Annotated in this window: 26 protein-coding genes and 6 tRNA genes; 14 read left to right on the top strand and 18 right to left on the bottom strand. The window is 50.8% G+C overall.

Features of this window, described 5'->3' with window-relative positions; genetic code table 11:
- Nucleotides 1-22 precede the first annotated feature (22 nt).
- From ACJHX4_RS18145 to ACJHX4_RS18135, 3 genes are all read right to left on the bottom strand, one after another.
- Complete coding sequence (locus ACJHX4_RS18145) at nt 23-2,212, bottom strand: sensor domain-containing phosphodiesterase (RefSeq protein ID WP_001296277.1); 2,190 nt, start codon at nt 2,210-2,212, stop codon at nt 23-25.
- Nucleotides 2,213-2,418: 206 nt separating this feature from the next.
- Nucleotides 2,419-2,494 (bottom strand) — tRNA-Ala (locus tag ACJHX4_RS18140).
- A gap of 39 nt (nt 2,495-2,533) precedes the next feature.
- A tRNA-Ala gene (locus tag ACJHX4_RS18135) sits at nt 2,534-2,609 on the bottom strand.
- A gap of 220 nt (nt 2,610-2,829) precedes the next feature.
- Here ACJHX4_RS18135 and ACJHX4_RS18130 point away from each other — a divergent pair.
- Nucleotides 2,830-3,189, top strand: a complete 360-nt coding sequence (locus tag ACJHX4_RS18130) for a YfeC-like transcriptional regulator (protein WP_000472021.1) — start codon at nt 2,830-2,832, stop codon at nt 3,187-3,189.
- A gap of 1 nt (nt 3,190) precedes the next feature.
- Nucleotides 3,191-3,583 carry a MerR family transcriptional regulator gene (locus tag ACJHX4_RS18125; protein WP_000826499.1) on the top strand — a complete coding sequence of 131 codons (393 nt, stop codon included), beginning with the start codon at nt 3,191-3,193 and terminating at the stop codon, nt 3,581-3,583.
- A gap of 50 nt (nt 3,584-3,633) precedes the next feature.
- Here ACJHX4_RS18125 and gltX read toward each other — a convergent pair whose 3' ends face one another.
- Nucleotides 3,634-5,049, bottom strand: a complete 1,416-nt coding sequence (gltX, locus tag ACJHX4_RS18120) for a glutamate--tRNA ligase (protein WP_000695662.1) — start codon at nt 5,047-5,049, stop codon at nt 3,634-3,636.
- A 258-nt stretch (nt 5,050-5,307) separates the two neighbouring features.
- Here gltX and ACJHX4_RS18115 point away from each other — a divergent pair.
- The 4 genes from ACJHX4_RS18115 to ACJHX4_RS18100 all read left to right on the top strand — a co-directional run bounded on the left by ACJHX4_RS18115 (nt 5,308) and on the right by ACJHX4_RS18100 (nt 5,705).
- Nucleotides 5,308-5,383 (top strand) — tRNA-Val (locus tag ACJHX4_RS18115).
- A gap of 44 nt (nt 5,384-5,427) precedes the next feature.
- Nucleotides 5,428-5,503: transfer RNA gene (locus ACJHX4_RS18110), tRNA-Val, on the top strand.
- Nucleotides 5,504-5,549: 46 nt separating this feature from the next.
- Nucleotides 5,550-5,625 (top strand) — tRNA-Val (locus ACJHX4_RS18105).
- A 4-nt stretch (nt 5,626-5,629) separates the two neighbouring features.
- Nucleotides 5,630-5,705 (top strand) — tRNA-Lys (locus tag ACJHX4_RS18100).
- 110 nt (nt 5,706-5,815) lie between these two features.
- Here the strand turns inward: ACJHX4_RS18100 and xapR are convergent.
- From xapR to xapA, 4 genes are read right to left on the bottom strand one after another with little or no spacing between them, the layout of a single operon-like run.
- Nucleotides 5,816-6,700, bottom strand: coding sequence for a DNA-binding transcriptional regulator XapR (gene xapR, locus ACJHX4_RS18095; protein WP_000442954.1), 885 nt, complete (start codon nt 6,698-6,700; stop codon nt 5,816-5,818).
- Nucleotides 6,701-6,740: 40 nt separating this feature from the next.
- Nucleotides 6,741-6,899, bottom strand: a complete 159-nt coding sequence (locus tag ACJHX4_RS18090; RefSeq protein ID WP_000651752.1) for a DUF1427 family protein — start codon at nt 6,897-6,899, stop codon at nt 6,741-6,743.
- Nucleotides 6,900-6,951: 52 nt separating this feature from the next.
- Complete coding sequence (gene xapB / locus ACJHX4_RS18085; protein WP_000020390.1) at nt 6,952-8,208, bottom strand: xanthosine/proton symporter XapB; 1,257 nt, start codon at nt 8,206-8,208, stop codon at nt 6,952-6,954.
- Nucleotides 8,209-8,268: 60 nt separating this feature from the next.
- On the bottom strand, nt 8,269-9,102 hold the full coding sequence (xapA, locus tag ACJHX4_RS18080) for a xanthosine phosphorylase (protein WP_000283881.1): 834 nt from the start codon (nt 9,100-9,102) through the stop codon (nt 8,269-8,271).
- Between the two features lie 248 nt (nt 9,103-9,350).
- Here xapA and ACJHX4_RS18075 point away from each other — a divergent pair, with 248 nt between their 5' ends.
- On the top strand, nt 9,351-10,115 hold the full coding sequence (locus tag ACJHX4_RS18075; protein WP_000716367.1) for an outer membrane protein OmpK: 765 nt from the start codon (nt 9,351-9,353) through the stop codon (nt 10,113-10,115).
- Nucleotides 10,116-10,153: 38 nt separating this feature from the next.
- Here the strand turns inward: ACJHX4_RS18075 and ACJHX4_RS18070 are convergent, their stop codons facing one another.
- Entirely contained in the window at nt 10,154-11,080 is a 927-nt protein-coding gene (locus ACJHX4_RS18070) for a LysR family transcriptional regulator (RefSeq protein WP_001109794.1), read from the bottom strand.
- 89 nt (nt 11,081-11,169) lie between these two features.
- Between ACJHX4_RS18070 and ACJHX4_RS18065 the strand changes: the two genes are divergently transcribed.
- Nucleotides 11,170-12,168, top strand: a complete 999-nt coding sequence (locus tag ACJHX4_RS18065) for a bile acid:sodium symporter family protein (protein WP_000765604.1) — start codon at nt 11,170-11,172, stop codon at nt 12,166-12,168.
- Here the strand turns inward: ACJHX4_RS18065 and ACJHX4_RS18060 are convergent.
- The 3 genes from ACJHX4_RS18060 to zipA all read right to left on the bottom strand — a co-directional run bounded on the left by ACJHX4_RS18060 (nt 12,165) and on the right by zipA (nt 15,469).
- The gene (locus ACJHX4_RS18060; protein WP_000410197.1) at nt 12,165-12,383 is read right to left on the bottom strand and encodes a DUF3820 family protein; all 219 of its coding nucleotides are present in this window, start codon (nt 12,381-12,383) and stop codon (nt 12,165-12,167) included. The two genes, ACJHX4_RS18065 and ACJHX4_RS18060, sit on opposite strands and share 4 nt — an antisense overlap.
- Before the next feature lies 1 nt (nt 12,384).
- Nucleotides 12,385-14,400, bottom strand: coding sequence for an NAD-dependent DNA ligase LigA (ligA, locus tag ACJHX4_RS18055; RefSeq protein WP_000443709.1), 2,016 nt, complete (start codon nt 14,398-14,400; stop codon nt 12,385-12,387).
- Between the two features lie 70 nt (nt 14,401-14,470).
- Nucleotides 14,471-15,469: a cell division protein ZipA gene (gene zipA, locus ACJHX4_RS18050; RefSeq protein ID WP_001296279.1), complete on the bottom strand. Its 999-nt coding sequence runs from the start codon at nt 15,467-15,469 to the stop codon at nt 14,471-14,473.
- 229 nt (nt 15,470-15,698) lie between these two features.
- Here zipA and cysZ point away from each other — a divergent pair, with 229 nt between their 5' ends.
- The 5 genes from cysZ (at nt 15,699) to crr (ending at nt 20,579) form a co-directional block, all read left to right on the top strand.
- Nucleotides 15,699-16,460, top strand: coding sequence for a sulfate transporter CysZ (gene cysZ, locus ACJHX4_RS18045; protein ID WP_000254839.1), 762 nt, complete (start codon nt 15,699-15,701; stop codon nt 16,458-16,460).
- Between the two features lie 184 nt (nt 16,461-16,644).
- Complete coding sequence (gene cysK, locus ACJHX4_RS18040; protein ID WP_000034402.1) at nt 16,645-17,616, top strand: cysteine synthase A; 972 nt, start codon at nt 16,645-16,647, stop codon at nt 17,614-17,616.
- A 383-nt stretch (nt 17,617-17,999) separates the two neighbouring features.
- Nucleotides 18,000-18,257: a phosphocarrier protein Hpr gene (gene ptsH, locus ACJHX4_RS18035; RefSeq protein ID WP_000487600.1), complete on the top strand. Its 258-nt coding sequence runs from the start codon at nt 18,000-18,002 to the stop codon at nt 18,255-18,257.
- 44 nt (nt 18,258-18,301) lie between these two features.
- Nucleotides 18,302-20,029 (top strand): phosphoenolpyruvate-protein phosphotransferase PtsI, encoded by a 1,728-nt coding sequence (gene ptsI / locus ACJHX4_RS18030; protein ID WP_000623108.1) that lies wholly within the window; start codon nt 18,302-18,304, stop codon nt 20,027-20,029.
- Between the two features lie 40 nt (nt 20,030-20,069).
- Complete coding sequence (gene crr, locus ACJHX4_RS18025; RefSeq protein WP_000522247.1) at nt 20,070-20,579, top strand: PTS glucose transporter subunit IIA; 510 nt, start codon at nt 20,070-20,072, stop codon at nt 20,577-20,579.
- 42 nt (nt 20,580-20,621) lie between these two features.
- On the opposite strand, the gene pdxK is transcribed toward crr, so the two are convergent.
- Complete coding sequence (pdxK, locus tag ACJHX4_RS18020; protein WP_000096640.1) at nt 20,622-21,473, bottom strand: pyridoxine/pyridoxal/pyridoxamine kinase; 852 nt, start codon at nt 21,471-21,473, stop codon at nt 20,622-20,624.
- Between the two features lie 104 nt (nt 21,474-21,577).
- Between pdxK and ACJHX4_RS18015 the strand changes: the two genes are divergently transcribed.
- Nucleotides 21,578-21,946: a YfeK family protein gene (locus tag ACJHX4_RS18015; protein WP_000719965.1), complete on the top strand. Its 369-nt coding sequence runs from the start codon at nt 21,578-21,580 to the stop codon at nt 21,944-21,946.
- 2 nt (nt 21,947-21,948) lie between these two features.
- Here the strand turns inward: ACJHX4_RS18015 and cysM are convergent, their stop codons facing one another.
- From cysM to cysP, 5 genes are all read right to left on the bottom strand, one after another.
- On the bottom strand, nt 21,949-22,860 hold the full coding sequence (cysM, locus tag ACJHX4_RS18010; RefSeq protein ID WP_000105467.1) for a cysteine synthase B: 912 nt from the start codon (nt 22,858-22,860) through the stop codon (nt 21,949-21,951).
- Nucleotides 22,861-22,994: 134 nt separating this feature from the next.
- Entirely contained in the window at nt 22,995-24,092 is a 1,098-nt protein-coding gene (gene cysA, locus ACJHX4_RS18005) for a sulfate/thiosulfate ABC transporter ATP-binding protein CysA (RefSeq protein ID WP_000021034.1), read from the bottom strand.
- Nucleotides 24,082-24,957 (bottom strand): sulfate/thiosulfate ABC transporter permease CysW, encoded by an 876-nt coding sequence (gene cysW, locus ACJHX4_RS18000; protein WP_000852686.1) that lies wholly within the window; start codon nt 24,955-24,957, stop codon nt 24,082-24,084. The genes cysA and cysW overlap by 11 nt, the downstream gene beginning before the upstream one ends.
- The gene (cysT, locus tag ACJHX4_RS17995) at nt 24,957-25,790 is read right to left on the bottom strand and encodes a sulfate/thiosulfate ABC transporter permease CysT (RefSeq protein WP_000458408.1); all 834 of its coding nucleotides are present in this window, start codon (nt 25,788-25,790) and stop codon (nt 24,957-24,959) included. The genes cysW and cysT overlap by 1 nt, the downstream gene beginning before the upstream one ends.
- Entirely contained in the window at nt 25,790-26,806 is a 1,017-nt protein-coding gene (gene cysP, locus ACJHX4_RS17990; protein ID WP_000290263.1) for a thiosulfate/sulfate ABC transporter substrate-binding protein CysP, read from the bottom strand. The genes cysT and cysP overlap by 1 nt, the downstream gene beginning before the upstream one ends.
- Nucleotides 26,807-26,811 lie beyond the last annotated feature (5 nt).

Below are 26,811 nucleotides of genomic sequence, written 5' to 3'. Positions count from 1 at the left end.
TTCCCCGGCTTTTTTACGCCTGTTAATCGGCTAATGGCTGCGGGCGACCAATCAAATACCCTTGCAGATATTGCACCCCGAGCTTATGCAATAGCGCCTGCTGCTGTTGCGTCTCGACAAACTCCGCGACCACACTCAATGACTTCGCTTTCGCCAGATCGGTAATTGATCTCACAATCATCGCATCCAGCGTGTTCGTGACGATATCTTTCACAAAGACGCCATCAATTTTGATGATATCAGCCTGCAAACGCTTTAACCGTTCGTAGTTGGCATATCCGGTGCCAAAGTCATCAATCGCAATCCGGAAACCAAACTTATGCAGCTGCTCGATGTTGTACATGCTGCTTTCTGCGTTAGAAAACGCCTGCTCCTCGGTGATCTCAAGAATGACCGCCTGCGGGGAGATGTAATAACGCTTAAACAGACGAATAATCCGCCCGGCAATATTCTTTTGCAGCAGCGTGAGCGGCATTAAATTGACTGAAAATCGTGGACCTTTTTTGTCGCAAGGGTGTGTTGCCAGCCACTTCAACAAGGATTCCAGCACTTGCAAATCAAAACGCGCGCTAAGGTTAAACTGAGCAATAAGGGGCAGAAACTTATCCGGGGTCATAATGCCGCCGTCATACTTCAGTCGCGCGAGGATCTCATCATAACCTTCACCCTCTTTGTTGCGAATTGGCTGGGCGTAGAGCAGCAAATCACCCTGATCTAACGCCGTGCGAATGGTATTCAGCAATAGCACCTGTTTAGTGGTTTGCCCGGAAACCATCTCCTCTCTGCTATCCAGCGCCAGCACATGATGATGTGCGCAGGATTGCTCCGCCAGCCAGCTTAACTGCCCCAACAAGGGTTGCAGGGTTTCCTGATTTCCATCAAAATGCCCCCAGGCAGCACCATAGCCCATATCCAGCCCGGTATTGTTCCAGTGAATTTGCCGACTATTCAGGATGTTAACCATATGCTGGAGTCGCCCTTCCGTTTCCGGCCCGCTCAGCACTAACAGCAGTTCACTACCCGGCAATTGATACAACTTTTCGTTTTCCTGCATCAACGGCAGCAACGTACGGTAAATTGAGCGGATACAGTGAACGCGCATCATTAAGCCGTAATGACGACTCATAAACTCAAGATTATCAATGCGCAGGCAGCAAAAACTCTTGCCCGCCTCTTGCTCCGGTGCTTGTTCCAACGCACGAAAGTTGGGTAGGAGCGTTAACGGATCGGTCAGCGCCTGCAAATGCCAGCGGCGGTTAAGCCATTCACTACGATGATAAATACGCACCATATAGAGCAGACAAACACTAAAGGAAATCAGTACTGCGAGAATAAATGCCAGCGAATATTCGGTTAGTACCCCTTGCAAAAAGTTCTGGTTGTAATTCAGCAGGCAAAGCGTTGAAACAGCCCAGGTGAGATTTAAAAACGGATAGCGAAGCTTACCGACACCGAGGGTAAAGATGATAAAGAAAACAGGTACCAAGTAACCGGCAATAAAGTCATTTTCATACGGTGTGCACATCAGAAGTAGCAGCACGCTAAGAGCTGCCAGCCAGCTTAAGGTAAATGCGCGTTTCTCTTTGCTCAACGACGGAGCGATATCCCTACGCCACAATATCTGTGCAAAGTGGGGACTTACAATCATGCGGGTGAGATAGTAAAAAAGCATGTTGTAAATCAGCACTGCGGTGAAAAGGCTTAGCAAATCAACGACCGTGAAAATGGCATCCGCATCGCCGAAAAAGGTAGATATCTTTAGCGGAAAATCAAAGAAATTTCCCACAAGATACATGCTGCATTTGATGCCAATCGGCGCCACCAAACCAAGCCAGAACAGACGTTGCCAGACGTATCGGCTGGTCAATCCATAACGCCAACGCGTCCCCAATTGCCAGCGTAATATTGCACAGGCACACAGGACTGCAAACGCCTGGCTGCCGATCATGACGGCGGTCTGTAAAAAAGTGAGATGAAGGTTCCACAGATTGGTGCAAAACATCCCACATAAAATGGGAACGACACCACGCCAGCCAAAGATAAACAAGATTGACAGCATTACGCACAGTGGCATCCACGCCAGAAAGATATAATTGGAATGGATAACAGCAAGTGGCGAAATTAAACGGGATAGCTGAATAAGTACCACGGTGAGCGTAAACGCTAGTGTGAATATCTTGATATTTTTTATCAGGTTATGCTCCACAAACATGAGTACACTACTCTCACTGATCGGGGTTTTCAGGCACACAAATAATAAGTTTATTCGCATCGCGAAGCAAACAGGGGCCAGCCTGTTGCTGTTTTTGCAGTCAGTGATGCATTCACCACACGGCACTGCCAGGATGTAGACTGTATTACAAAAGCGGCAAAAGGCAGAGACAAAAAACCCCCGCTTTGCAGCGAGGGTTTGAAATTTGGTGGAGCTAAGCGGGATCGAACCGCTGACCTCTTGCATGCCATGCAAGCGCTCTCCCAGCTGAGCTATAGCCCCACGAGTCGTTTACGTACCAAATTTGCTGGGTGCAAAATTTGGTGGAGCTAAGCGGGATCGAACCGCTGACCTCTTGCATGCCATGCAAGCGCTCTCCCAGCTGAGCTATAGCCCCATCACGTAAAGCTTGTCGAGTTGACGGGCGGCATCATATGAATTCCGCCCGAATGTGTCAACGGCAAATTGCCACGTGTAGTTTCAATCGCTGAAAAATCAGGCAAATGAACAATTTTGGAAAACCGCTCGCATTCAGTAGTTATTCATGTCACGGTTTCCTGTAAAGTGGTGTTATAAAATGAACTACTAATAGACCCACATACATTCAGGGAATTGTTATGTTCAAGGAGAGGATGACGCCAGATGAACTTGCCAGACTGACCGGCTATAGCCGCCAGACCATTAATAAATGGGTACGCAAGGAAGGCTGGACAACGTCACCAAAACCAGGCGTCCAGGGTGGCAAGGCTCGACTGGTTCACGTCAATGAACAGGTTCGTGAATATATTCGCAATGCTGAACGTCCAGAAGGTCAGGGAGAAGCGCCAGCCCTTTCTGGTGATGCGCCGCTTGAAGTGTTGCTGGTGACACTGGCGAAAGAGATGACGCCAGTTGAACAAAAACAGTTTACATCCTTGCTTCTGCGGGAAGGGATTATCGGATTGTTACAACGCTTAGGGATTCGCGATAGCAAATAATATGAAAAGATTACGCAATAAAATGACCACCGAAGAACTGGCTGAATGCCTCGGTGTGGCTAAACAAACTGTTAACCGTTGGATCAGAGAAAAAGGCTGGAAAACGGAAAAATTTCCCGGCGTGAAAGGCGGTCGTGCCAGACTTATTCTGGTCGATACGCAAGTTTGCGAGTTTATTCAGAACACGCCAGCCTTCCATAACACACCGATGCTTCTGGAAGCCGAAGAACCCCTTGCCGAATACGCACCGGGTATTCGCACTCCTGCTTATCGGCAAATCATCAGCGCAATAGACAACATGACTCACAGTGAGCAAGAAAAAGTTGCGCAATTTTTGTCACGCGAAGGAATTCGTAATTTTCTTGCTCGTCTCGACATAGATGAATCAGCATAAATAAAAAACGGCAGGGGTATCTCTCCTGCCGTTTATCTTTTATGCGCTAATTACTGCTGATTTTCGCGTTCAGCAATAAAAGCCAGCGCTTTGTTGATACGCTCGATACTGCGGGTCTTACCGATTGCGTGAACGGTAACATCCAGCGCCGGAGACTGCCCCGCACCGGTTACGGCGACACGCAGCGGCATACCAACTTTACCCATACCCACTTCCAGCTCATCCGCCGTCGCCTGAATAGCGTGATGAACGTTTTCAGCGGTCCAGTCAGTAATCGCAGTCAGTTTGTCACGAACCACTTCCAGCGGCTGGCGCGCTACCGGACGCAGATGTTTTTTCGCGGCGTCGGCATCGAACTCAGCAAAATCTTCGTAGAAATAACGGCAGCTCTGTGCCATCTCTTTCAGCGTCTTGCAGCGTTCGCCCAACAGTTTCACCAGATCAGCCAGCTGCGGACCGTTACGGGTATCGATATTTTCCTGCTCAATGTGCCACTGTAAGTGAGTAGCAACATACTCCGGCGGCAACGCGTTAATGTAGTGATGGTTCAGCCACAGCAGCTTGTCGGTGTTGAACGCACTGGCAGATTTGCTGACGGCATTCAGAGTGAAGTATTTAATCATCTCTTCACGAGTGAAGATTTCCTGATCGCCGTGGGACCAGCCCAGACGCACCAGATAGTTCAGCAGTGCTTCTGGCAGATAACCATCATCACGATACTGCATTACGCTGACCGCCCCGTGACGTTTGGACAGTTTTTTACCGTCATCGCCGTTGATCATAGAAACGTGCGCATAAACCGGTACCGGCGCTTTCAGAGCCTTAAGAATGTTAATCTGGCGCGGTGTGTTGTTGATATGGTCTTCGCCACGGATAACGTGGGTGATTTCCATATCCCAGTCATCGACAACCACACAGAAGTTATAGGTTGGGGAACCATCGGTACGGCGGATAATCAGATCATCCAGCTCCTGGTTGCTGAACTCGATCGGACCACGGATCTGATCGTCAAAAACAACAGAACCTTCCTGCGGGTTAGCAAAACGTACGACACACGGCTCATCATCAGCGTGATGCTCATGACTGTGGCGGCAGCGACCGTCATAACGCGGCTTCTCACCTTTCGCCATTTGCTCTTCGCGCAGCGCTTCCAGGCGCTCTTTAGAGCAATAGCATTTATAAGCTGTGCCCTCTTCCAGCATCTGATCGATCACCGCGTTGTAGCGATCAAAACGTTTGGTCTGGTAGTACGGACCTTCATCCCACTCCAGGCTCAGCCAGTTCATGCCATCCATAATGGCTTCGATAGCTTCCGGCGTGGAACGCTCAAGATCGGTGTCTTCAATACGCAGCACGAACTCACCGCCGTGGTTACGTGCAAAAAGCCAGGAGTAAAGAGCAGTACGCGCGCCGCCAACGTGCAGATAGCCTGTTGGGCTTGGCGCGAAGCGAGTTTTGATTTTCATGAAATGGCCTTACGTTTAGAAAGATGCCGACAACCGGCAAATCCTGGAAAAATTGAGTGGGCGATATTCTATCACTCCCGCCTGATTCCTCAATGTAGTTCGGGTTGCAACCTTACGCATTATTGTTTTCGTTGACAAATTGCGCAACACGGTCTGTTTTGCGATCATCTTGCTTAAATTTACGACGAACGAACAATTTCTTTAGAAAATGCGTTGACTCATTTTGAACTCTCCCTATAATGCGACTCCACACAGCGGGGGTGATTAGCTCAGCTGGGAGAGCACCTCCCTTACAAGGAGGGGGTCGGCGGTTCGATCCCGTCATCACCCACCAACTACTTTATGTAGTCTCCGCCGTGTAGCAAGAAATTGAGAAGTGGGTGATTAGCTCAGCTGGGAGAGCACCTCCCTTACAAGGAGGGGGTCGGCGGTTCGATCCCGTCATCACCCACCACTTTCTCGCCAGCTAGATTTCTTGTAACAATGTGAAGTACCGAAGTGGGTGATTAGCTCAGCTGGGAGAGCACCTCCCTTACAAGGAGGGGGTCGGCGGTTCGATCCCGTCATCACCCACCACTTCGGGTCGTTAGCTCAGTTGGTAGAGCAGTTGACTTTTAATCAATTGGTCGCAGGTTCGAATCCTGCACGACCCACCAATGTAAAAAAGCGCCCTAAAGGCGTTTTTTTGCTATCTGCAATTTGCGAAATTGCCTGATGCGCTTCGCTTATCAGACCAACTATGTCCGGCAGTTCCCGTGCCTCTCATCTACTGCGCCAACGCCGCCAGCAGTTTAACCAGCGCGGGCGTCACCTGCTGCGTTTCATAAACAATATATAAGTCTGCCGGGATGCGTTCTTTGAGCGGACGGAATATGACACCGGGCCAGTTCATCTGCGCGTAGCTGTCCGCTATCAATGTGATACCAATACCCATACTGACCATGGCGAGTACCGTTTGCGGTTCATTAACTTCGCGAATAACAACCGGTGAAAATCCCACCTGCTGGCAAACTCGCTGCAAAAAATCCCAGTCAGTGTACACGGGCGGCATTGTAACGAAATACTCGTCACGTAGCGCTTCCAGCGGGACGGTGGAAAATGATGAGAGATGATGCTCTTCAGGCATCGCCACCAGAAACGCCGATTCATGCAACCGTAAGCTGGTAAAACCAGTCGGTGGTTCTGTCGCCATTCGCCAGATCCCGGCATCAAGTTCGCGGCGTTCCAGCAAGGCCATTTGCATCGCGGGCATCTTTTCGCGAAACAGAACTTCAACGTTAGGATTTTCTCTAAGGAATCGCCGCATAACCGGGCGCATCCGTCCCCACATTGCCGTTCCCACAACCCCGAGTTCAATCCGCCCTGCTTCTCCCCGACCTATTTGTTCAACCCGAGCCAATACATTATTTGCATTCACCAGCAATCGACGCGATTCTTCCATCAAGATTTTGCCCGCGTGTGTCAGTACGACGCTGCGCGAATGGCGAATAAAAAGCTGCGTGCCGAGTTGATTTTCCAGCTCTTTAATATGAATACTGAGCGGAGGCTGAGACATATTTAAACGCGCTGCTGCGCGACCAAAATGCAACTCTTCCGCTACGGCAAGAAAATAACGGAGCAACTTAAGATCTGTTCTATATACGCGTTCCATAATTAAGTGCTCCATATAATAAATACATCGTATTAAATTATCATGGCATAAAGTATTTCACCACCAGATATCCGACATACATAAACACGATGGATAATATACCCGGCAATACATTTGGAACAGGAATAGGTAATCGCACGATTGTAAACAAAGCACCAATGCCAAAACCAACGCCAGAAGAAAATAAAATATCTTTCACTAATTAACCTTTATCATAAAAGCAGCCCCAAGGAACAGAGCTGCGAATCCTTTTAATGTGTAACTGAACGATGCGTTATCTTTTCAGGGTCATGGTTATATTTAAACCCAAAGAAAAATATCACTGCGAGGAAAAGAGCATACCCTGCAAACATCAGCCAAATGGTATGCCAATCTTTTACGCCATCCACCGAGAAGTAATCCACTGCCATACCGCTCAGAATCGAGCCAACCCATGCGCCGACGCCATTTACCATCGTCATAAAAAGGCCCTGGGCGCTGGCACGAATGCTGGAATCAACTTCCTGTTCGACAAAGACCGAACCAGAAATATTGAAGAAATCGAATGCACAACCGTAAACAATCATCGACAGCAACAGCAAAATAAACCCGGTTGGTGATGGATCGCCATAGGCAAAGAAGCCAAAGCGCAGCGTCCACGCCACCATACTCATCAGCATGACGGTTTTAATACCGAAACGCTTCAAAAAGAACGGTATCGTCAGAATGAAACCGACTTCAGCCATCTGTGAAACTGACAGTAAAATGGACGGGTATTTCACCACGAAGCTATCAGCAAACTCAGGATTACGGGCGAAATCATGCAGGAACGGGTTGCCAAAAACGTTGGTAATTTGCAGCACCGCACCCAGCATCATGGCGAAGAGGAAAAAGATAGCCATGCGTGGATTTTTAAACAGCACGAAGGCATCCAGACCCAGCTTGCTGGCAAGCGATGTAGTCGCTTTTTTCTCCGCAACCGGAATCTTCGGCAAAGTCAGCGCATAAGCCGACAGCAGCAATGACGCACCGGACGCGATATACAGTTGCAGACTACTCAATTCCAGATGCAGCAAGCTTACTGCCCACATGGCGACAATGAACCCCACCGTACCAAAAACGCGAATGGGCGGGAAAGCGGTCACCGGGTCAAGCCCTGCCTGGGCAAGACAGGAATAAGAGACGCTGTTCGATAACGCAATAGTCGGCATAAACGCCATCGCATTGACTAACATCACCCAAAACATCATATCCGGATCAGTTACGGATGCCGCATAAAAAAGTACGCCCGCACACACCAGGTGACACAGCATGTATGCACGTTCTGCACGCAGCCATTTGTCTGCGATGATCCCCATTATACCAGGCATAATAATCGCGGCGATCCCTTTGGAACTGTAAACCATGCCAACATTAGCGCCGGTGAAATGAAGGGTATTAATCATGTAAGAACCGAGGGTAACCAGCCAGCTCCCCCAGATAAAATATTGCAAAAAGGACATTACCTTTAAGCGCAAAGCGATGCTCATAATCGTTTCCTTGTCGCATCATATGGCCTCACTCAGTAAGGCCGTTTATTGTTGTTTTACTCAGGCAATTTTGCGCAGAAAGCCGCAAATAAGATTAATAAAGTTTTGCTTTGAGAGTTCCGCTGCTGCCAGCGTTTGGGCATGAGAAAGCTTCACGTCACTCAGACCTTCCGCCATGTTGGTAATCGCAGAGACCGCAACGACTTTAAGTTCGCAATGGCGAGCTGAAATAACCTCAGGCACCACAGACATACCAACAACATCCCCACCAATAATTTGCATCATGCGAATTTCCGCCGCAGTCTCGAAATTCGGCCCCGGATACGAGACGAACACGCCCTCCGTCAGAGGGACCCCCTCTTCTTTCGCCACTTTTTGTAACAGTGCGCGGTATTCCGCATCGTAGGCATTCGCCAGCGAGAAGAAGCGCTCACCAAAACGTTCATCATTAAGACCCACCATCGGCGTTCCCGGCATGGTGTTGATGTGATCTTTCAATGCGACCAGACTGCCGGCCCCCACTTCAGGGCGCAGTGAGCCAGCCGCATTGGTGCAGAACAGCAACTCGCAGCCCAGCAACTTAAAGGTACGGATTGCATCCGTCATGATGGTCATCCCACGACCTTCGTAGAAATGTCCGCGACCTTTCATGCACACCACTGGCACCCCCTGGAGATACCCCAGCACCAGCTCACCCGCATGACCGTGTACGGTACTTACCGGGAACCCAGGCAGCTTTTCGTAGGAAATTGCGACCGCGTTCTCAATCTGATCGGCCAGCGCGCCCAGCCCGGAACCTAAAATAAAGGCCACTCGTGGCGTGAAATCAGGTTTATAAGTCTTGATAATATCTACGCAATACAGTGGGTTATGAGAAAACTGAGCCTGATACATATATATCCTTTTTTTGTAGGGGGGAATCTAACGCCTTTTTATAACGAGATTGCCCTACCTCATACCAATACACTTTTTTCATGTATCCGATAGTTATTCGATATCGATATATTTATATTTTTTCACTATTAATAGGCTGAAAAAACTGTATTGGTACTCTCCTTTCCCTTGCATTAACAATATGCCGCTTTTAATCAACCTTTTTATTAAGCAATCAACTAATAACGATCGGCATAGGGAATTATGCTATGAAAAAACATCTTTTTACTCTGACACTCTCTTCTGTATTGGCGATACCAGCAGTATCCCATGCAGAATTTAAAGGCGGTTTTGCTGATATAGGTATTCATTATCTTGACTGGACTAGCAGAACCACTGAGAAATCGTCGACCAAATCACACAAAGATGATTTTGGATATCTGGAACTGGAAGGCGGCGCTAACTTTAGTTGGGGAGAAATGTACGGGTTCTTCGACTGGGAAAACTTTTATAATGATCGTCATGATAAACCGGGTAGCGAGCAGCGTTATACATTTAAAAATACCAACCGTATTTACCTGGGTGACACCGGATTTAATCTCTACTTGCATGCGTATGGCACCTACGGTTCTGCGAATCGTGTGAATTTCCATGACGATATGTTCCTTTACGGGATCGGCTACAATTTCACCGGCAGCGGTTGGTGGTTCAAACCGTTCTTTGCAAAACGCTATACAGACCAAACCTATTATACCGGCGATAACGGTTATGTCGCCGGTTGGGTTGCAGGTTACAGCTTTATGCTGGGCAGTGAGAAATTCACCCTCACCAACTGGAACGAGTACGAGTTTGATCGTGATGCCACCTACGCGGCAGGTAATGGCGGCAAAGAAGGTCTGAACGGTGCCGTCGCACTTTGGTGGAATGCAACTTCACACATCACCACAGGGATTCAGTATCGTTATGCGGATGACAAACTGGGCGAAGATTTTTACCAGGATGCGATAATCTACTCCATCAAATTTAATTTCTGATTGATTACTGCCGGAGCTCCCGGCAGTATGAATTCACTCTATATCTGATACAACGGATCCCCTTCCCGCCCAGCCATTAGCGCATTGCCCTGGTCTCGTACTACGTCCCATAACGCTTCAGCGGCGGTGGAAAGTGAACGGTTCTTCCTGCGCACCAGCATCAACTGGCGTTCAACCACTGGCGTAATGCGCTTTACCACCAGTGGGCTACCTTCAGGCAATGGTAGCGCCAGTGCGGGAAGAATACTGATGCCGATGCCTGCGGCTACCATCGGGAACAGCGTCGCCGGATGTCCAATCTCCTGCACAATATTCGCCTGAATACCGTTGCGCGCCAGCGCTGCGTCAATCAGCGGTCGGCTGCCTGACGCGTAATCCTGCAACACCAATTTCGCTCCCTGTAATGCCTGCCAGGGGACATAATCTTCCACGGCCAAAGCGCTATCGCGATGGCAAAGCAGAAAGAAAGGCTCGGAAAGAATCGCTTCACATTGCAGATCGCCCACTGGGCCAGGATCGATGACGATGCCAAAATCGACATCTCCCTGGCGAATACTTTCCATCACCCACTGCTGCGGACGATCGTGCAGGACAAACTGAATATCTGGATAGCGGCGATGGCTTTCAGCAATGCATTGCGGAATAAGATGCGCGGAAATGGTCTGGCTGGCAGCGACCCGAACTTTTCCGCTCAGTTGTTGCCCCATACGCCCGGTATCGCGCAACGTGCTGTTAAGTTCATCCAGCAGTCGCTCAAGACGCAAAGCCAACTGCTGCCCTGCATCTGTAAGCACCACTTCACGCGTGGTTCTGTCCAGCAGGCGAACACCAGTATGATTTTCCAGCTCCTTCACACTGTGACTCACTGCCGACTGGCTCAGGCCGATACGCTCTCCTGCACGACTAAAACTTTTCTCCTGCGCTACTGTGACGAAAACCTTTAATTGCTTTAAAGAATAATTCATCTGTTTTTTTCATGAATGGATGCAATAAATCAATTTTATTTCTCAAACTGGAAGACGCACAATAGAACCATCGATCATCTGGAGTCTTTATGAAACTTTTTCGTATCCTCGATCCTTTCACCTTAACCCTGATCACGGTGGTGTTGCTGGCCTCTTTCTTTCCGGCCAGAGGCGATTTCGTCCCCTTCTTTGAAAATCTGACCACCGCAGCGATAGCCCTGCTGTTTTTTATGCACGGCGCGAAGTTATCGCGTGAGGCGATTATTGCTGGCGGTGGCCACTGGCGACTGCATTTGTGGGTAATGTGCAGCACCTTCGTGCTGTTTCCGATTCTGGGCGTGCTGTTTGCCTGGTGGAAACCGGTAAATGTCGACCCGATGCTCTACTCCGGTTTTCTCTACTTGTGCATTCTCCCCGCGACCGTGCAGTCTGCAATCGCCTTCACGTCAATGGCGGGCGGTAACGTCGCGGCGGCGGTTTGTTCTGCGTCAGCATCCAGCCTGCTGGGGATTTTCCTTTCACCATTGCTGGTTGGTCTGGTGATGAATGTTCACGGTGCAGGGGGCAGCCTTGAGCAGGTCGGTAAAATTATGCTGCAACTGTTGCTGCCATTTGTGTTGGGGCATCTTTCCCGGCCGTGGATTGGTGACTGGGTGTCGCGTAATAAAAAATGGATTGCGAAAACTGACCAGACGTCCATTCTGTTGGTAGTTTATACGGCATTCAGCGAAGCCGTCGTTAACGGTATCTGGCACAAAGTTGGCTGGGGATCATTGCTGTTTATCGTGGTGGTCAGTTGCGTTCTTCTGGCTATCGTGATTGTAGTTAACGTCTTTATGGCACGCCGACTGGGCTTCAATAAGGCAGATGAAATTACTATCGTCTTTTGTGGTTCGAAAAAGAGTCTGGCAAATGGCATCCCGATGGCAAACATTCTGTTCCCCACATCGGTGATCGGTATGATGGTGCTGCCCCTGATGATTTTCCATCAGATCCAATTGATGGTCTGTGCGGTGCTGGCGCGTCGATACAAACGCCAGACCGAACAGTTACAGGCGCAGCAGGAAAGCAGCGCCGATAAAGCTTAAAGCGGACGTTTCAGGGGCTGGACCAGTTGCGTCAGCCCCTCGATTTTAATCAGCAGCGTGATTTGCATTAGCTCACCGAGCTTCCCTGCCGGGAACTCATCTTTGCGGGCAAACCACAGCAGATACTCCTCCGGCAGGTCGATTAAGCGACGCCCTTTGTACTTGCCAAACGGCATTATCGTATTGGCTATTTCAATCAGCTGCTCTTTTTCCATCTCAGCTACCCAGCAAACGCAGCATTTCCGTTTCGTCGATGACTTCAATACCCAGTTCCTGCGCCTTCGCCAGTTTAGATCCTGCAGCTTCACCCGCTATCACCAGATCGGTTTTCTTCGACACGCTGCCCGCGACTTTCGCCCCCAGTTCGACCAGTCGAGCTTTAGCGTCATCACGCGACATCTGGCTTAAGCTGCCCGTAAGCACCACGGTTTTACCAGCAAACGGACTGTCAATCTCTTCCGCATTGATAACGATCGGCTCAGGCCAGTGAACACCTTCCGCCAACAGCTCGCTGATGACATTGCGGTTGCTTTCTTCGGCAAAGAAGTTGTGAACGTGGGAGGCAACGACAATTCCAACATCAGGCACCTTTTGCAGCTCTTCAATCGACGCGGCTTCCAGCGCTTCCAGCGTGCCGAAATATGCCGCCAGACCTGCTGCGGTAGCCTCGCCGACTTCACGGATGCCAAGTGCATAGAGGAAGCGGGCAAAGGTGGTTTCTTTCGCTTTTTCCAGCGCGTTAACCACGTTTTGTGCCGATTTCGGCCCCATACGCTCCAGTCCGGTCAGTTTGCCTGCGGTGAGTTTGAACAGATCCGCCGGAGTGTGGACATATTCTTTTTCAACCAGTTGATCGATGATTTTGTCGCCCATTCCGTCAACATCCATCGCACGGCGGGAAACAAAGTGTTTCAGAGACTCTTTACGCTGCGCACCGCAAATCAGGCCACCGGTACAGCGGGCAACCGCTTCACCTTCCACACGCTCGACGTCAGAACCACATACCGGACAATGCGTCGGGAATACAACCTCACGGGTATCTTCCGGGCGTTCAGAAAGCACGACGTTAACCACCTGCGGGATCACGTCGCCAGCGCGGCGAATAACCACTTTATCGCCAATGCGTAAACCAAGACGTTCGATTTCGTCAGCATTATGCAGTGTAGCGTTACTCACCAACACGCCAGCAACATGGACAGGTTCCAGACGCGCAACAGGCGTAATCGCGCCAGTACGCCCAACCTGAAACTCGACGTCACGCACAAAGGTCATCTGTTCCTGCGCCGGGAATTTAAACGCTACCGCCCAGCGCGGGGCACGCGCGACAAAGCCAAGCTGCTCCTGCTGTGCCAGTGAGTTGACCTTAATCACCACGCCGTCGATATCAAAGCCCAGCGTCGGACGGTCTTTTTCTACTTTGTGATAAAACGCCAGCACTTCTTCCGCCGATTCACAAAGTGTTACCCGATCACTGACAGGTAATCCCCATGCTTTAAATTGCATTAAGCGTCCCAAATGGGTATCCGGCAATTCACCGCCTTCCAGAACACCAACGCCGTAGCAGAAGAAAGTGAGCGGTCGCTTCGCTGTAATACGCGGATCAAGCTGACGCAGTGAACCAGCTGCCGCATTACGTGGGTTAGCAAACACTTTCCCGCCCGTGCGTCGCGCATCTTCGTTAATCTTTTCGAACCCCGCCTGCGGCAGGAACACTTCACCACGCACTTCCAGACGCGCCGGGATATTCTCACCGTGTAGCTTCAGCGGAATGGCGCGAATAGTACGCACATTAGACGTGATATCTTCCCCGGTAGTGCCATCGCCACGAGTCGCGGCACTGACTAAAACGCCATTTTCATACAGAATACTGACGGCAAGACCATCCAGCTTCAGCTCACAGCACCAGGTGACTTTCTCGTTGCTTTTCAGACGGTCCTGCACACGTTTGTTGAAAGCAAGAAAGCTTTCTTCATCAAAAACGTTATCCAGCGACAGCATTGGCACTTCATGGCGGATCTGGCTGAAAGCCGCCAGCGGCGCTGCACCTACACGTTGGGTAGGCGAATCAGGCGTAATCAGTTCTGGATGTTTGGTTTCCAGCTCGCGCAGTTCGCGCATCAGCCTGTCGTATTCAGCGTCGGGAATTTCCGGCGCATCCATCACATGATAAAGATATTCATGATGGCGAAGCGTCGTTCGCAGTTCTGTCAGTTGTTGTTCGATTGATTCCATATCGCACCATCAATGCTAAAAACCCCCGACAAGCGGGGGTTCGAAAAGGAGTTAATTTGCCTTAAGTGTATCAGGCGTTGGCGTCTTTGACTTCGCGGATGATGTCCTGGTACTCGCGCAATTTCTGCGGAGTCATCATACGGCGCTGATCGTCAAGCACTACACCACCCACTTCATCGGCAATATGCTGCGCAGATTGCAGCATCAGCTTGAAGTTCTGCAGCTCGTCACCGTAAGACGGTACCTGCATAAAGATAGTGACACCCGGAGTAGTGAAATCCTTCATTTCAGGATCAAAGGTTCCCGGTTTCACCATATTCGCCAGGCTGAATAACGCCGGGCCGCTGCCATCCGGGCTAAGATGACGATGGTAAATGTTCATATCACCAAAAATGAAGCCCGCTTGTTGAATGCTGTTAAGAAGCAGTTCACCGTTTAACTCGCTACCGTGATGCGCCGCGACGTTCATGATAATCACCGCTTCTTTGCGCTTCGGTTTATCCATAACTGGAGCCGGTTCCGCAACAGGCTCAGGCTGTGGTGCCGCTACGGGTTCTGCAGGCTGGAAAGCCTGTTGTGCCGGTTGCGGTGCTGAATGCACTGGCTGCGGCGCTGACGCGACCTGTGGCGAAACTGGCTGCTGCAACGGCTGTTCAGGCTGCGGCTGATAGGCAGGCTGCTGCACGGGTTGCTGCACCGGCTGCGTTGGACGCGGAGCATGTTGCGGCGGTACCTGCGCTTCAGGCGGCTGCTGGACCGGTTGACGCGGCTGCGCAGACGCATAAGGCGGTTGGTACTGGTGTTGCGGCGACGGACGAGCAACCTCATGCTCCTGGGCGTTAGCCGGGGCATGATTCACGCGGTGAACACGAACCTCACCAACGCCCTCATCATCTTCGACATCCTCGTCATAAGAATCGTCGTCACGTTTTGACTTCATTCGTTTTAATGGCCGATCGCGGAACATAGAAGATCGTTCTTTACGGCTGGTCCAGAAACCATGTACCAGTAAAGCGATTATGGCGATCGCGCCAACAATGATTAATATCAGACGCAAATCCTGCATCATTATATTCTCTGTTGTTCTAACACCTTGCCACCACGGCAAACATTTACTCACTAAGAGTATTTGCCGATTACCTCAAGTGCAAGTGCACTATTAACTTTCACAGCACAAAGATAGATGAAATCGTGCTTTTTGCTGTTTTTTCGAACATATCCTAACTGTCCATTGCGCAATTACCCGGTAAAATACGCAGAATTTTCCTGGGATTGGTCAAAAGGAGCTCATCCTGATTATGGTTTCATCATTCACATCTGCCCCACGCAGCGGTTTTTACTATTTTGCGCAAGGCTGGAAGCTCGTCTCGCAACCTGGGATTCGGCGTTTCGTTATTTTACCGCTGCTGGTCAATATTTTGTTGATGGGGGGCGCATTCTGGTGGCTCTTTACGCAACTCGATGTCTGGATCCCGACTCTCATGAGTTATGTTCCGGACTGGTTACAATGGCTGAGCTATCTGTTGTGGCCCCTGGCTGTCATCTCTGTGCTGTTAGTGTTTGGCTATTTCTTCTCAACGATTGCTAACTGGATTGCTGCTCCGTTCAACGGTTTATTGGCTGAACAACTGGAAGCAAGACTGACTGGCGCTACACCGCCAGATACCGGAATTTTCGGTATCATGAAAGATGTGCCGCGAATCATGAAACGCGAATGGCAAAAATTTGCCTGGTATCTGCCGCGCGCAATTGTATTGCTAATTCTTTACTTCATCCCTGGCATTGGGCAAACCGTCGCGCCGGTACTGTGGTTCCTGTTTAGCGCCTGGATGTTAGCCATCCAGTATTGTGATTACCCCTTCGATAACCACAAAGTGCCGTTTAAAGAGATGCGCACCGCCCTGCGCACACGCAAAATCACCAATATGCAGTTTGGTGCTTTAACCAGCCTGTTTACGATGATCCCGCTGCTTAATCTGTTCATTATGCCCGTTGCCGTTTGTGGCGCGACGGCGATGTGGGTTGATTGCTATCGCGATAAACACGCCATGTGGCGGTAACAATCTACCGGTTATTTTGTAAACCGTTTGTGTGAAACAGGGGTGGCTTATGCCGCCCCTTATTCCATCTTGCATGTCATTATTTCCCTTCTGCATATAGATATGCTAAATCCTTACTTCCGCATATTCTCTGAGCGGGTATGCTACCTGTTGTATCCCAATTTCATACAGTTAAGGACAGGCCATGAGTAAGATTTTTGAAGATAACTCGCTGACTATCGGTCACACGCCGCTGGTTCGCCTGAATCGCATCGGTAACGGACGCATTCTGGCGAAGGTGGAATCTCGTAACCCCAGCTTCAGCGTTAAGTGCCGTATCGGTGCCAACATGATTTGGGATGCCGAAAAGCGCGGCGTGCTGAAACCAGGCGTTGAACTGGTTGAACCAACCAGCGGTAATACCGGGATTGCACTGGCCTATGTAGCTGCCGCTCGCGGTTACAAACTTACCCTGACCATGCCAGAAACCATGAGTATTGAACGCCGCAAGCTGCTGAAAGCGTTAGGTGCAAACCTGGTGCTGACCGAAGGTGCTAAAGGCATGAAAGGCGCAATCCAAAAAGCAGAAGAAATTGTCGCCAGCAATCCAGAGAAATACCTGCTGCTGCAACAATTCAGCAATCCGGCAAACCCTGAAATTCATGAAAAAACCACCGGTCCGGAGATCTGGGAAGATACCGACGGTCAGGTTGATGTATTTATTGCTGGCGTTGGGACTGGCGGTACGCTGACTGGCGTCAGCCGCTACATTAAAGGCACCAAAGGCAAGACCGATCTTATCTCTGTCGCCGTTGAGCCAACCGATTCTCCAGTTATCGCCCAGGCGCTGGCAGGTGAAGAGATTAAACCTGGTCCGCATAAAATTCAGGGTATTGGCGCTGGTTTTATCCCGGCTAACCTTGATCTCAAGCTGGTCGACAAAGTCATTGGCATCACCAATGAAGAAGCCATTTCTACCGCACGTCGTCTGATGGAAGAAGAAGGCATTCTTGCTGGTATCTCTTCTGGAGCAGCTGTTGCTGCGGCGTTGAAACTACAAGAAGATGAAAGCTTTACCAATAAGAATATTGTGGTTATTCTGCCGTCATCGGGTGAGCGTTATTTAAGCACTGCATTGTTTGCCGATCTCTTCACTGAGAAAGAATTGCAACAGTAATGCCAGCTTGTAAAAAATGCGTAAAAAAGCACCTTTTTAGGTGCTTTTTTGTGGCCTGCTTCAAACTTTCGCCCCTCCTGGCATTGATTCAGCCTGTCGGAACTGGTATTTAACCAGACTAATTATTTTGATGCGCGAAATTAATCGTTACAGGAAAAGCCAAAGCTGAATCGATTTTATGATTTGGTTCAATTCTTCCTTTAGCGGCATAATGTTTAATGACGTACGAAACGTCAGCGGTCAACACCCGCCAGCAATGGACTGTATTACGCTCTTCGTGCGTCGCGTCTGTTAAAAACTGGCGCTAACAATACAGGCTAAAGTCGAACCGCCAGGCTAGACTTTAGTTCCACAACACTAAACCTATAAGTTGGGGAAATACAATGTTCCAGCAAGAAGTTACCATTACCGCTCCGAACGGTCTGCACACCCGCCCTGCTGCCCAGTTTGTAAAAGAAGCTAAGGGCTTCACTTCTGAAATTACTGTGACTTCCAACGGCAAAAGCGCCAGCGCGAAAAGCCTGTTTAAACTGCAGACTCTGGGCCTGACTCAAGGTACCGTTGTGACTATCTCCGCAGAAGGCGAAGACGAGCAGAAAGCGGTTGAACATCTGGTTAAACTGATGGCGGAACTCGAGTAATTTCCCGGGTTCTTTTAAAAATCAGTCACAAGTAAGGTAGGGTTATGATTTCAGGCATTTTAGCATCCCCGGGTATCGCTTTCGGTAAAGCTCTGCTTCTGAAAGAAGACGAAATTATCATTGACCGGAAAAAAATTTCTGCCGACCAGGTTGATCAGGAAGTTGAACGTTTTCTGAGCGGTCGTGCCAAGGCATCAGCCCAGCTGGAAACGATCAAAACGAAAGCTGGTGAAACGTTCGGTGAAGAAAAAGAAGCCATCTTTGAAGGGCATATTATGCTGCTCGAAGATGAGGAGCTGGAGCAGGAAATCATAGCCCTGATTAAAGATAAGCACATGACAGCTGACGCAGCTGCTCATGAAGTTATCGAAGGTCAGGCTTCTGCCCTGGAAGAGCTGGATGATGAATACCTGAAAGAACGTGCGGCTGACGTACGTGATATCGGTAAGCGCCTGCTGCGCAACATCCTGGGCCTGAAGATTATCGACCTGAGCGCCATTCAGGATGAAGTCATTCTGGTTGCCGCTGACCTGACGCCGTCCGAAACCGCACAGCTGAACCTGAAGAAGGTGCTGGGTTTCATCACCGACGCGGGTGGCCGTACTTCCCACACCTCTATCATGGCGCGTTCTCTGGAACTGCCTGCTATCGTGGGTACCGGTAGCGTCACCTCTCAGGTGAAAAATGACGACTATCTGATTCTGGATGCCGTAAATAATCAGGTTTACGTCAATCCAACCAACGAAGTTATTGATAAAATGCGCGCTGTTCAGGAGCAAGTGGCTTCTGAAAAAGCAGAGCTTGCTAAACTGAAAGATCTGCCAGCTATTACGCTGGACGGTCACCAGGTAGAAGTGTGCGCTAACATTGGTACGGTTCGTGACGTTGAAGGTGCAGAGCGTAACGGCGCTGAAGGCGTTGGTCTGTATCGTACTGAGTTCCTGTTCATGGACCGCGACGCGTTGCCCACTGAAGAAGAACAGTTTGCTGCTTACAAAGCAGTGGCTGAAGCGTGTGGCTCGCAGGCGGTTATCGTTCGTACCATGGACATCGGCGGCGACAAAGAGCTGCCATACATGAACTTCCCGAAAGAAGAGAACCCGTTCCTCGGCTGGCGCGCTATCCGTATCGCGATGGATCGTAAAGAGATCCTGCGCGATCAGCTCCGTGCTATCCTGCGTGCCTCTGCTTTCGGTAAATTGCGCATCATGTTCCCGATGATCATCTCTGTTGAAGAAGTGCGTGCACTGCGCAAAGAGATCGAAATCTACAAACAGGAACTGCGCGACGAAGGTAAAGCGTTTGACGAGTCAATTGAAATCGGCGTAATGGTGGAAACACCGGCTGCCGCAACAATTGCACGTCATTTAGCCAAAGAAGTTGATTTCTTTAGTATCGGCACCAATGATTTAACGCAGTACACTCTGGCAGTTGACCGTGGTAATGATATGATTTCACACCTTTACCAGCCAATGTCACCGTCCGTGCTGAACTTGATCAAGCAAGTTATTGATGCTTCTCATGCTGAAGGCAAATGGACTGGCATGTGTGGTGAGCTTGCTGGCGATGAACGTGCTACACTTCTGTTGCTGGGGATGGGTCTGGACGAATTCTCTATGAGCGCCATTTCTATCCCGCGCATTAAGAAGATTATCCGTAACACGAACTTCGAAGATGCGAAGGTGTTAGCAGAGCAGGCTCTTGCTCAACCGACAACGGACGAGTTAATGACGCTGGTTAACAAGTTCATTGAAGAAAAAACAATCTGCTAATCCACGAGATGCGGCCCAATTTACTGCTTAGGAGAAGATCATGGGTTTGTTCGATAAACTGAAATCTCTGGTTTCCGACGACAAGAAGGATACCGGAACTATTGAGATCATTGCTCCGCTCTCTGGCGAGATCGTCAATATCGAAGACGTGCCGGATGTCGTTTTTGCGGAAAAAATCGTTGGTGATGGCATTGCTATCAAACCAACGGGTAACAAAATGGTCGCGCCTGTAGACGGCACCATTGGTAAAATCTTTGAAACCAACCACGCGTTCTCTATCGAATCTGATAGCGGCGTTGAGCTGTTCGTCCACTTCGGTATCGACACCGTTGAACTGAAAGGCGAAGGCTTCAAGCGTATTGCTGAAGAAGGTCAGCGCGTGAAAGTTGGTGATACTGTCATTGAATTTGATCTGCCGCTGCTGGAAGAGAAAGCCAAGTCTACCCTGACTCCGGTTGTTATCTCCAACATGGACGAAATCAAAGAACTGATCAAACTGTCCGGTAGCGTAACCGTAGGTGAAACCCCGGTTATCCGCATCAAGAAGTAATTCTTGCCGCAGTGAAAAATGGCGCCCATCGGCGCCATTTTTTTATGCTTCAGCCAGAGGCGGCAAAATCAATTCATCGCTCTCATGCTGCTGGGTATAGCGCATCACTTCCAGTACGCGCAACCCCGCGCGGTGCACCGCATCGGTTAACGCCTTCCCTTTCAGCAAACCACTGATAAGCTGAGCACAAAACAGGTCGCCAGTCCCTTTCAGGTCAGTTTTAACCCGGGAATGGGAAATGACATTCACGCTGTCGGCACTGACCACCACAACCTGCATCTCCTGATTTTCTTCATTGCCGGAGGCGCTGGTAATCACCACCCACTTTAATGTGTCTGAAAGCAGACTTTTTGCGGCAGCAATGGCACTGTCGAGATCGCGGCAATCTTTACCGGTCAGGATTTCCAGCTCAAAGATATTGGGGGTAATTCCCTGTGCCAGCGGCAGTAAATATTGTCGATACGCCTCGGGAAGGTCAGGTTTGACATAAATTCCGCTATCAATATCGCCAATCACCGGATCGACCATGATCAATAGGTCAGGATGGTCTTTGCGTAGCGCAGTCAGCCACTCGGCAAGGATTTTGATTTGCGATGCCGTTCCCATATAGCCCGTGGTTACAGCACGAAGTTGGCGCAGCGCATCACGCTCCTGAAGCGCACGCAAATAACCGCTAAACCATTCATCCGGAATCGCACCACCGTAGAAAGTGTCATAATGCGGCGTATTGCTCAGCAATACCGTCGGCACGGCAAAGACATTCAGGCCGTTCTGCTTTATAGCAGGCACCGCAATGCTGTTGCCTACGCTGCCGTACACTACCTGCGACTGCACGGCGACGATATCCGCCTGCAGTGCCCTGCTCTTATCGTTAAACAACAACAAACTACTCATTTAATTTTTTCTCCTTGCCGATGATCCTCATCGTATTCCAGCCGAAACTTTACCTGATTCTGGCAGTCAAATCGGCTATTACAAAACAAGGATAAGGTAATTCAGTGAAGAAAATCATTTGTCTGGTCGTTACGCTGCTAATGACACTCCCCGCTTATGCGAAGTTAACGGCCCATGAAGAAGCCCGTATCAACGCCATGCTGGAGGGATTAGCACAGAAAAAGGATTTGATATTTGTGCGCAACGGTGATGAACATACCTGCGATGAAGCGGTTTCTCATCTGCGCCTGAAGCTGGGCAATACCCGTAATCGCATTGATACAGCCGAGCAGTTTATTGACAAGGTGGCCTCGTCGTCATCGATTACCGGGAAGCCGTATATCGTGAAGATGCCCGGTAAGAGCGATGAGAACGCACAGCCTTTTTTACATGCGTTAATTGCGCAGACGGATAAAACGGTGCCTGCGCAATAATCTTAAATCCCCGCCCCCTGGCTAAAATGCTCTTCCCCAAACACCCCGGTAGAAAGGTAGCGATCGCCACGATCGCAGATGATCGCCACCACCACCGCGCCAGGGTTAGCTTTTGCCACCCGCAGTGCTCCGGCAACCGCGCCGCCGGAGCTTACGCCGCAGAAAATCCCTTCCCGCACTGCCAGTTCGCGCATGGTGTTTTCCGCATCGCGCTGATGAATATCCAGCACCTCATCCACCAGAGAAGCATTGAAAATCCCCGGCAGATATTCCGCAGGCCAGCGGCGAATGCCGGGAATACTGCTGCCTTCTTCCGGCTGCAGGCCAACAATGGTCACCGGTTTGGATTGTTCGCGCATAAAGCGTGACACGCCGGTGATAGTGCCGGTTGTTCCCATGCTGGAGACAAAATGGGTAATACGCCCGCCAGTTTGCTGCCAGATTTCCGGCCCGGTAGTGGTGTAATGGGCGTAAGGGTTATCGGGATTATTGAACTGATCGAGCAACTTTCCTTCGCCGCGATTCGCCATCTCCAGCGCCAGATCGCGTGCGCCTTCCATGCCCTGTTCTTTGGTGACCAGAATCAGTTCTGCACCGTAGGCACGCATCGCCGCACGGCGTTCCTGGCTCATGTTGTCGGGCATCAGCAATTTCATGCGATAGCCTTTAAGCGCCGCAATCATTGCCAGCGCAATGCCGGTGTTACCACTGGTGGCTTCGATCAGCACATCACCCGGTTTAATCTCGCCGCGCTTTTCCGCCTCGACAATCATCGAAAGCGCCGCACGGTCTTTTACCGATCCCGCCGGGTTATTGCCTTCCAGTTTTAACCACACTTCACTGCCGTTATCCGGCGCCATTCGCTGCAACTTCACCAGAGGCGTATTGCCTATTGTTTGTTCTAATGTACTCACGATCTCTGTCCATACGTGGTGTTGCCTGATGCGACGCTTACGCGTCTTATCAGACCTACAGGTTACAAAACCTTGCCATTAAAAAACCCGGATCGCGGGAAGCGCCTCCGGGCGTTTAACATTCACTCAACCTATCAGGCGCTTTGTGCGAGAGCAAGTTCCTCATCGCGGGTTTCAATACGCTCATCGCCGTTATACAGCCGCGCATGTTGCAGACCAACGTATAAACGATCGCCACGCTGCGGGGCATCGTCGCCATGCATCACGACCGTCAGCGGTTCGTTGTACCACCCCAGCGGCTGCACCACTAATTGGGTGTAGTGACCTTTCGGGCTGGCTTCCAGTACCTGTACGGGTAGCGGCGAATCGAGGCTGGTACGGCGGCTGATATCCACTTCCCACGGGCGCAGGAAGAGATCCACCGGCCCCTGATACGCGGGGGTGTATCCCAGCGGCCAGCGATGTGCGCCAACGTGGAACTGCCCGCCGCGAATGGTTCCCTGCAGGCGGTTTACCTCGCCCATAAACTCCAGCACAAAACGAGTCGCCGGTTCACGCCATACCTGATCCGGTGCGTCAGCTTGTTCAATATTGCCCTGACTCATCACCACTACACGATCAGCTACTTCGGTCGCCTCTTCCTGGTCGTGGGTCACGAACACGCTGGTGAATTTCAGTTCTTCATGCAGTTGACGCAGCCAGCGACGCAGCTCTTTACGCACCTGCGCATCCAGCGCGCCAAACGGTTCATCAAGCAGCAAAATTTGCGGTTCCACAGCCAGCGCGCGTGCAAGCGCCACACGCTGTTTCTGACCGCCGGAAAGCTGCGCCGGATAACGATCCGCCAGATGAGCAAGCTGCACCATCTCCAGCAATTTTGTCACTTTCGCTTTGATCGCCGCCGCATTCGGGCGTTCACGCCGTGGCAACACCGTCAGGCCAAAAGCGATATTGTCAAACACCGTCATATGGCGAAACAGCGCGTAATGCTGGAACACGAAACCGACTTTACGGTCCCGCGCGTGCAGACGGCTCACGTCGGTACCGTGAAAGCGAATATGCCCACTGGTTTGATGCTCCAGCCCGGCGATAATGCGCAGCAGCGTAGTTTTTCCGGAACCGGACGGCCCAAGCAACGCGACCATCTGACCAGAAGGAATATCCAGTGAGATATCGTTCAGCACCTGGGTGCGACCAAAAGACTTCTTAATATTGGCAATCTCAATGCTCATGATGTTCCTCCTGCTGCGCGCGTTTTTCCTGATTTTCCAGGCGCCACTGCAACATACTCTTTAAAAACAGGGTGATAATCGCCATCAGCGTCAACAACGCGGCGGCGGTAAAGGAGCCGACGGTGTTGTAGTCCTGCTCCAGCAATTCAATCTGTAACGGCAGCGACAGGGTTTCGCCACGAATCGAGCCGGAAACCACCGATACCGCGCCAAACTCGCCAATCGCGCGGGCGTTGGTCAGCACCACGCCGTAAAGCAGCGCCCAGCGGATGTTCGGCAGCGTGACGCGACGGAACATCTGCCAGCCGGACGCGCCAAGTAAAATCGCCGCTTCGTCTTCCTGGCTGCCCTGACTTAACATTACCGGTACCAGTTCGCGCACCACAAACGGACACGTCACGAAGATGGTGACCAGCACCATACCCGGCCAGGAGAACATAATTTGCAGATTATGTTCATCCAGCCAGCCGCCCAGCGGGCCGTTAGAGCCGTAGAACAGCAGATACACCAGACCAGCAACCACCGGCGACACGGCAAACGGAATGTCCAGCAGCGTCAGCAATAGCTGGCGTCCGGGGAAGTTAAAGCGCGTCACCAGCCAGGCCAGCAGAATGCCGAACACCAGGTTTACCGGTACGGCAATCAGCGCGATCATCACCGTCAGCCAGATGGCGTGCAGCATGTCCGGATCGGCCAGATTTTGTAACACCGGCATCAGTCCTTTGCTGAACGCCTGTACGAAGATATAAATCATCGGCACCAGCAGGATGAACGCCGATACCAGCATCCCGATGCCAATCAGAAACCATTTGCCCCAGTTAATCGGGCGCGCGTCATAACGCTTCAATTGTGTCACTTCCGCCATTAATGACCTACCACACGCCGACCAAAGCGACTTTGCAGAGTGTTAATTGAGAACAGCAACAGCAGCGATGCCGCGAGGATCACCGAGGCAATCGCGCTCGCCGCCGGGTAATCAAACTCCTGTAAGCGAACAAAGATCATCAGCGACGTCACTTCTGTTTTCCAGGCGATATTCCCGGCGATAAAAATCACCGCGCCAAACTCACCGAGGCTGCGGGTAAACGACAGCGCCACACCCGCCACCAGTGCCGGAGATAGTTCCGGCAGCACCACTTTGCGAAAACTCTGCCAGCGTGTTGCGCCGAGCGTTTCTGCCGCCTCTTCATATTCCGGGCCTAACTCTTCCAGCACCGGCTGCACGGTGCGCACCACAAACGGAATGCTGGTAAAGGCCATCGCCACCGCAATCCCCAGCCAGGTATAGGTGACTTTGATATCAAACTTCGCCAGCCATTCACCGTAAAAACCGTTCACGGAAAAGAGCGAGGCCAGCGTTAAACCGGCGACTGCCGTTGGCAGCGCAAAGGGTAAATCCATCAGCGCATCAAGCAGCGTGCGACCCGGAAAGCGATAGCGGGTTAAGATCCACGCCATCAGCAGACCGAAAACGCCGTTAAAAATCGATGCCACAAACGCCGACAGCAGCGTCACTTTATAGGCTGCGACCACCTGCGGGTTGGTGATCACCTCCCAGTACTGCGCCCAGCTCATCTGGGCCAGTTGCATCACCAGCGCGGAGAGCGGCAGCAGCAAAATCAGGCACACAAACAGCAGACTGGTGCCGAGGCTTAAGGTAAAGCCCGGCAGCACGCGTCTTGAAGAAACTGCAAACATTACTTACGCCCCGCCGCTAACAGCTTGTCTAACTCGCCGCCGCTGGTGAAGTGGGTTTTCATCACTTCCGGCCAGGAGCCAAATTTATCTTCCACGCGGAACAGCTCGGTCTGCGGGAATTTATCTTTCAGTTTGCCCATGACTTCCGGGTTATTTACGCGGTAGTAATAGTCGGTGATGATGGTTTGCGCCTGCGGGCTGTAGAGCCAGTTCAGGTAGGCTTTTGCCGCTTTTTCCGTGCCGTTGGCCTGTACGTTTTTATCCACCCACGCCACCGGGAATTCCGCCAGAATGTTGGTTTTCGGAATCACCACTTCAAAGCCCTGCGCTTCATACTGTTTACGGATGTTGTTCACTTCCGACTCGAAGCTGATCAGCACATCGCCCAGGCCGCGCTCGGCAAAAGTGGTGGTCGCGCCACGACCGCCAGTATCGAACACTTCAACGTTTTTCAGGAACTGGGTCATAAACTGTTCGGTTTTGGCTTTATCGCCACCGTCGGCTTTATCCGCTGCACCCCACGCGGCTAAATAGGTGTAACGCGCGTTACCGGAGGTTTTCGGGTTCGGAAAAATCAGCTTCACGTCGGAGCGCACCAGATCGTTCCAGTCGTGGATATTCTTCGGGTTACCCTTACGCACCAGGAAGCCCATGGTGGAGTAGAACGGCGAGCTGTTGTTTGGCAGACGCGACTGCCAGTCAGCCGGAATAAGCTTGCCTTTGTCGTGCAGGATCTGCACGTCTGTCACCTGGTTATAAGTGACAACGTCGGCTTTTAAGCCCTGCAAAATCGCCAGCGCCTGTTTTGATGACCCGGCATGAGATTGTTTTATCGTCAGTTTGTCGCCGCCGTTATCTTTGGCCCATTGCTGTTCAAACGGCGGGTTCAGGGCGGCAAACAGCTCGCGCGAGACGTCATAAGAACTGTTCAGCAGTTCCGTTGCCTGTACATGGCCCGCCAGCAGCAGAGAAGCGACCAGCACGAGTGAGTTCTTTTTCAGTAAGTTAACGGCCATTGCGC

Source organism: Escherichia sp. WS2035 (assembly GCF_046487065.1).
Taxonomy (GTDB): domain Bacteria; phylum Pseudomonadota; class Gammaproteobacteria; order Enterobacterales; family Enterobacteriaceae; genus Escherichia; species Escherichia coli.
Note: the sequence above shows the minus strand (reverse complement) of the source record. Positions and strands in the feature narration are given on the sequence as shown.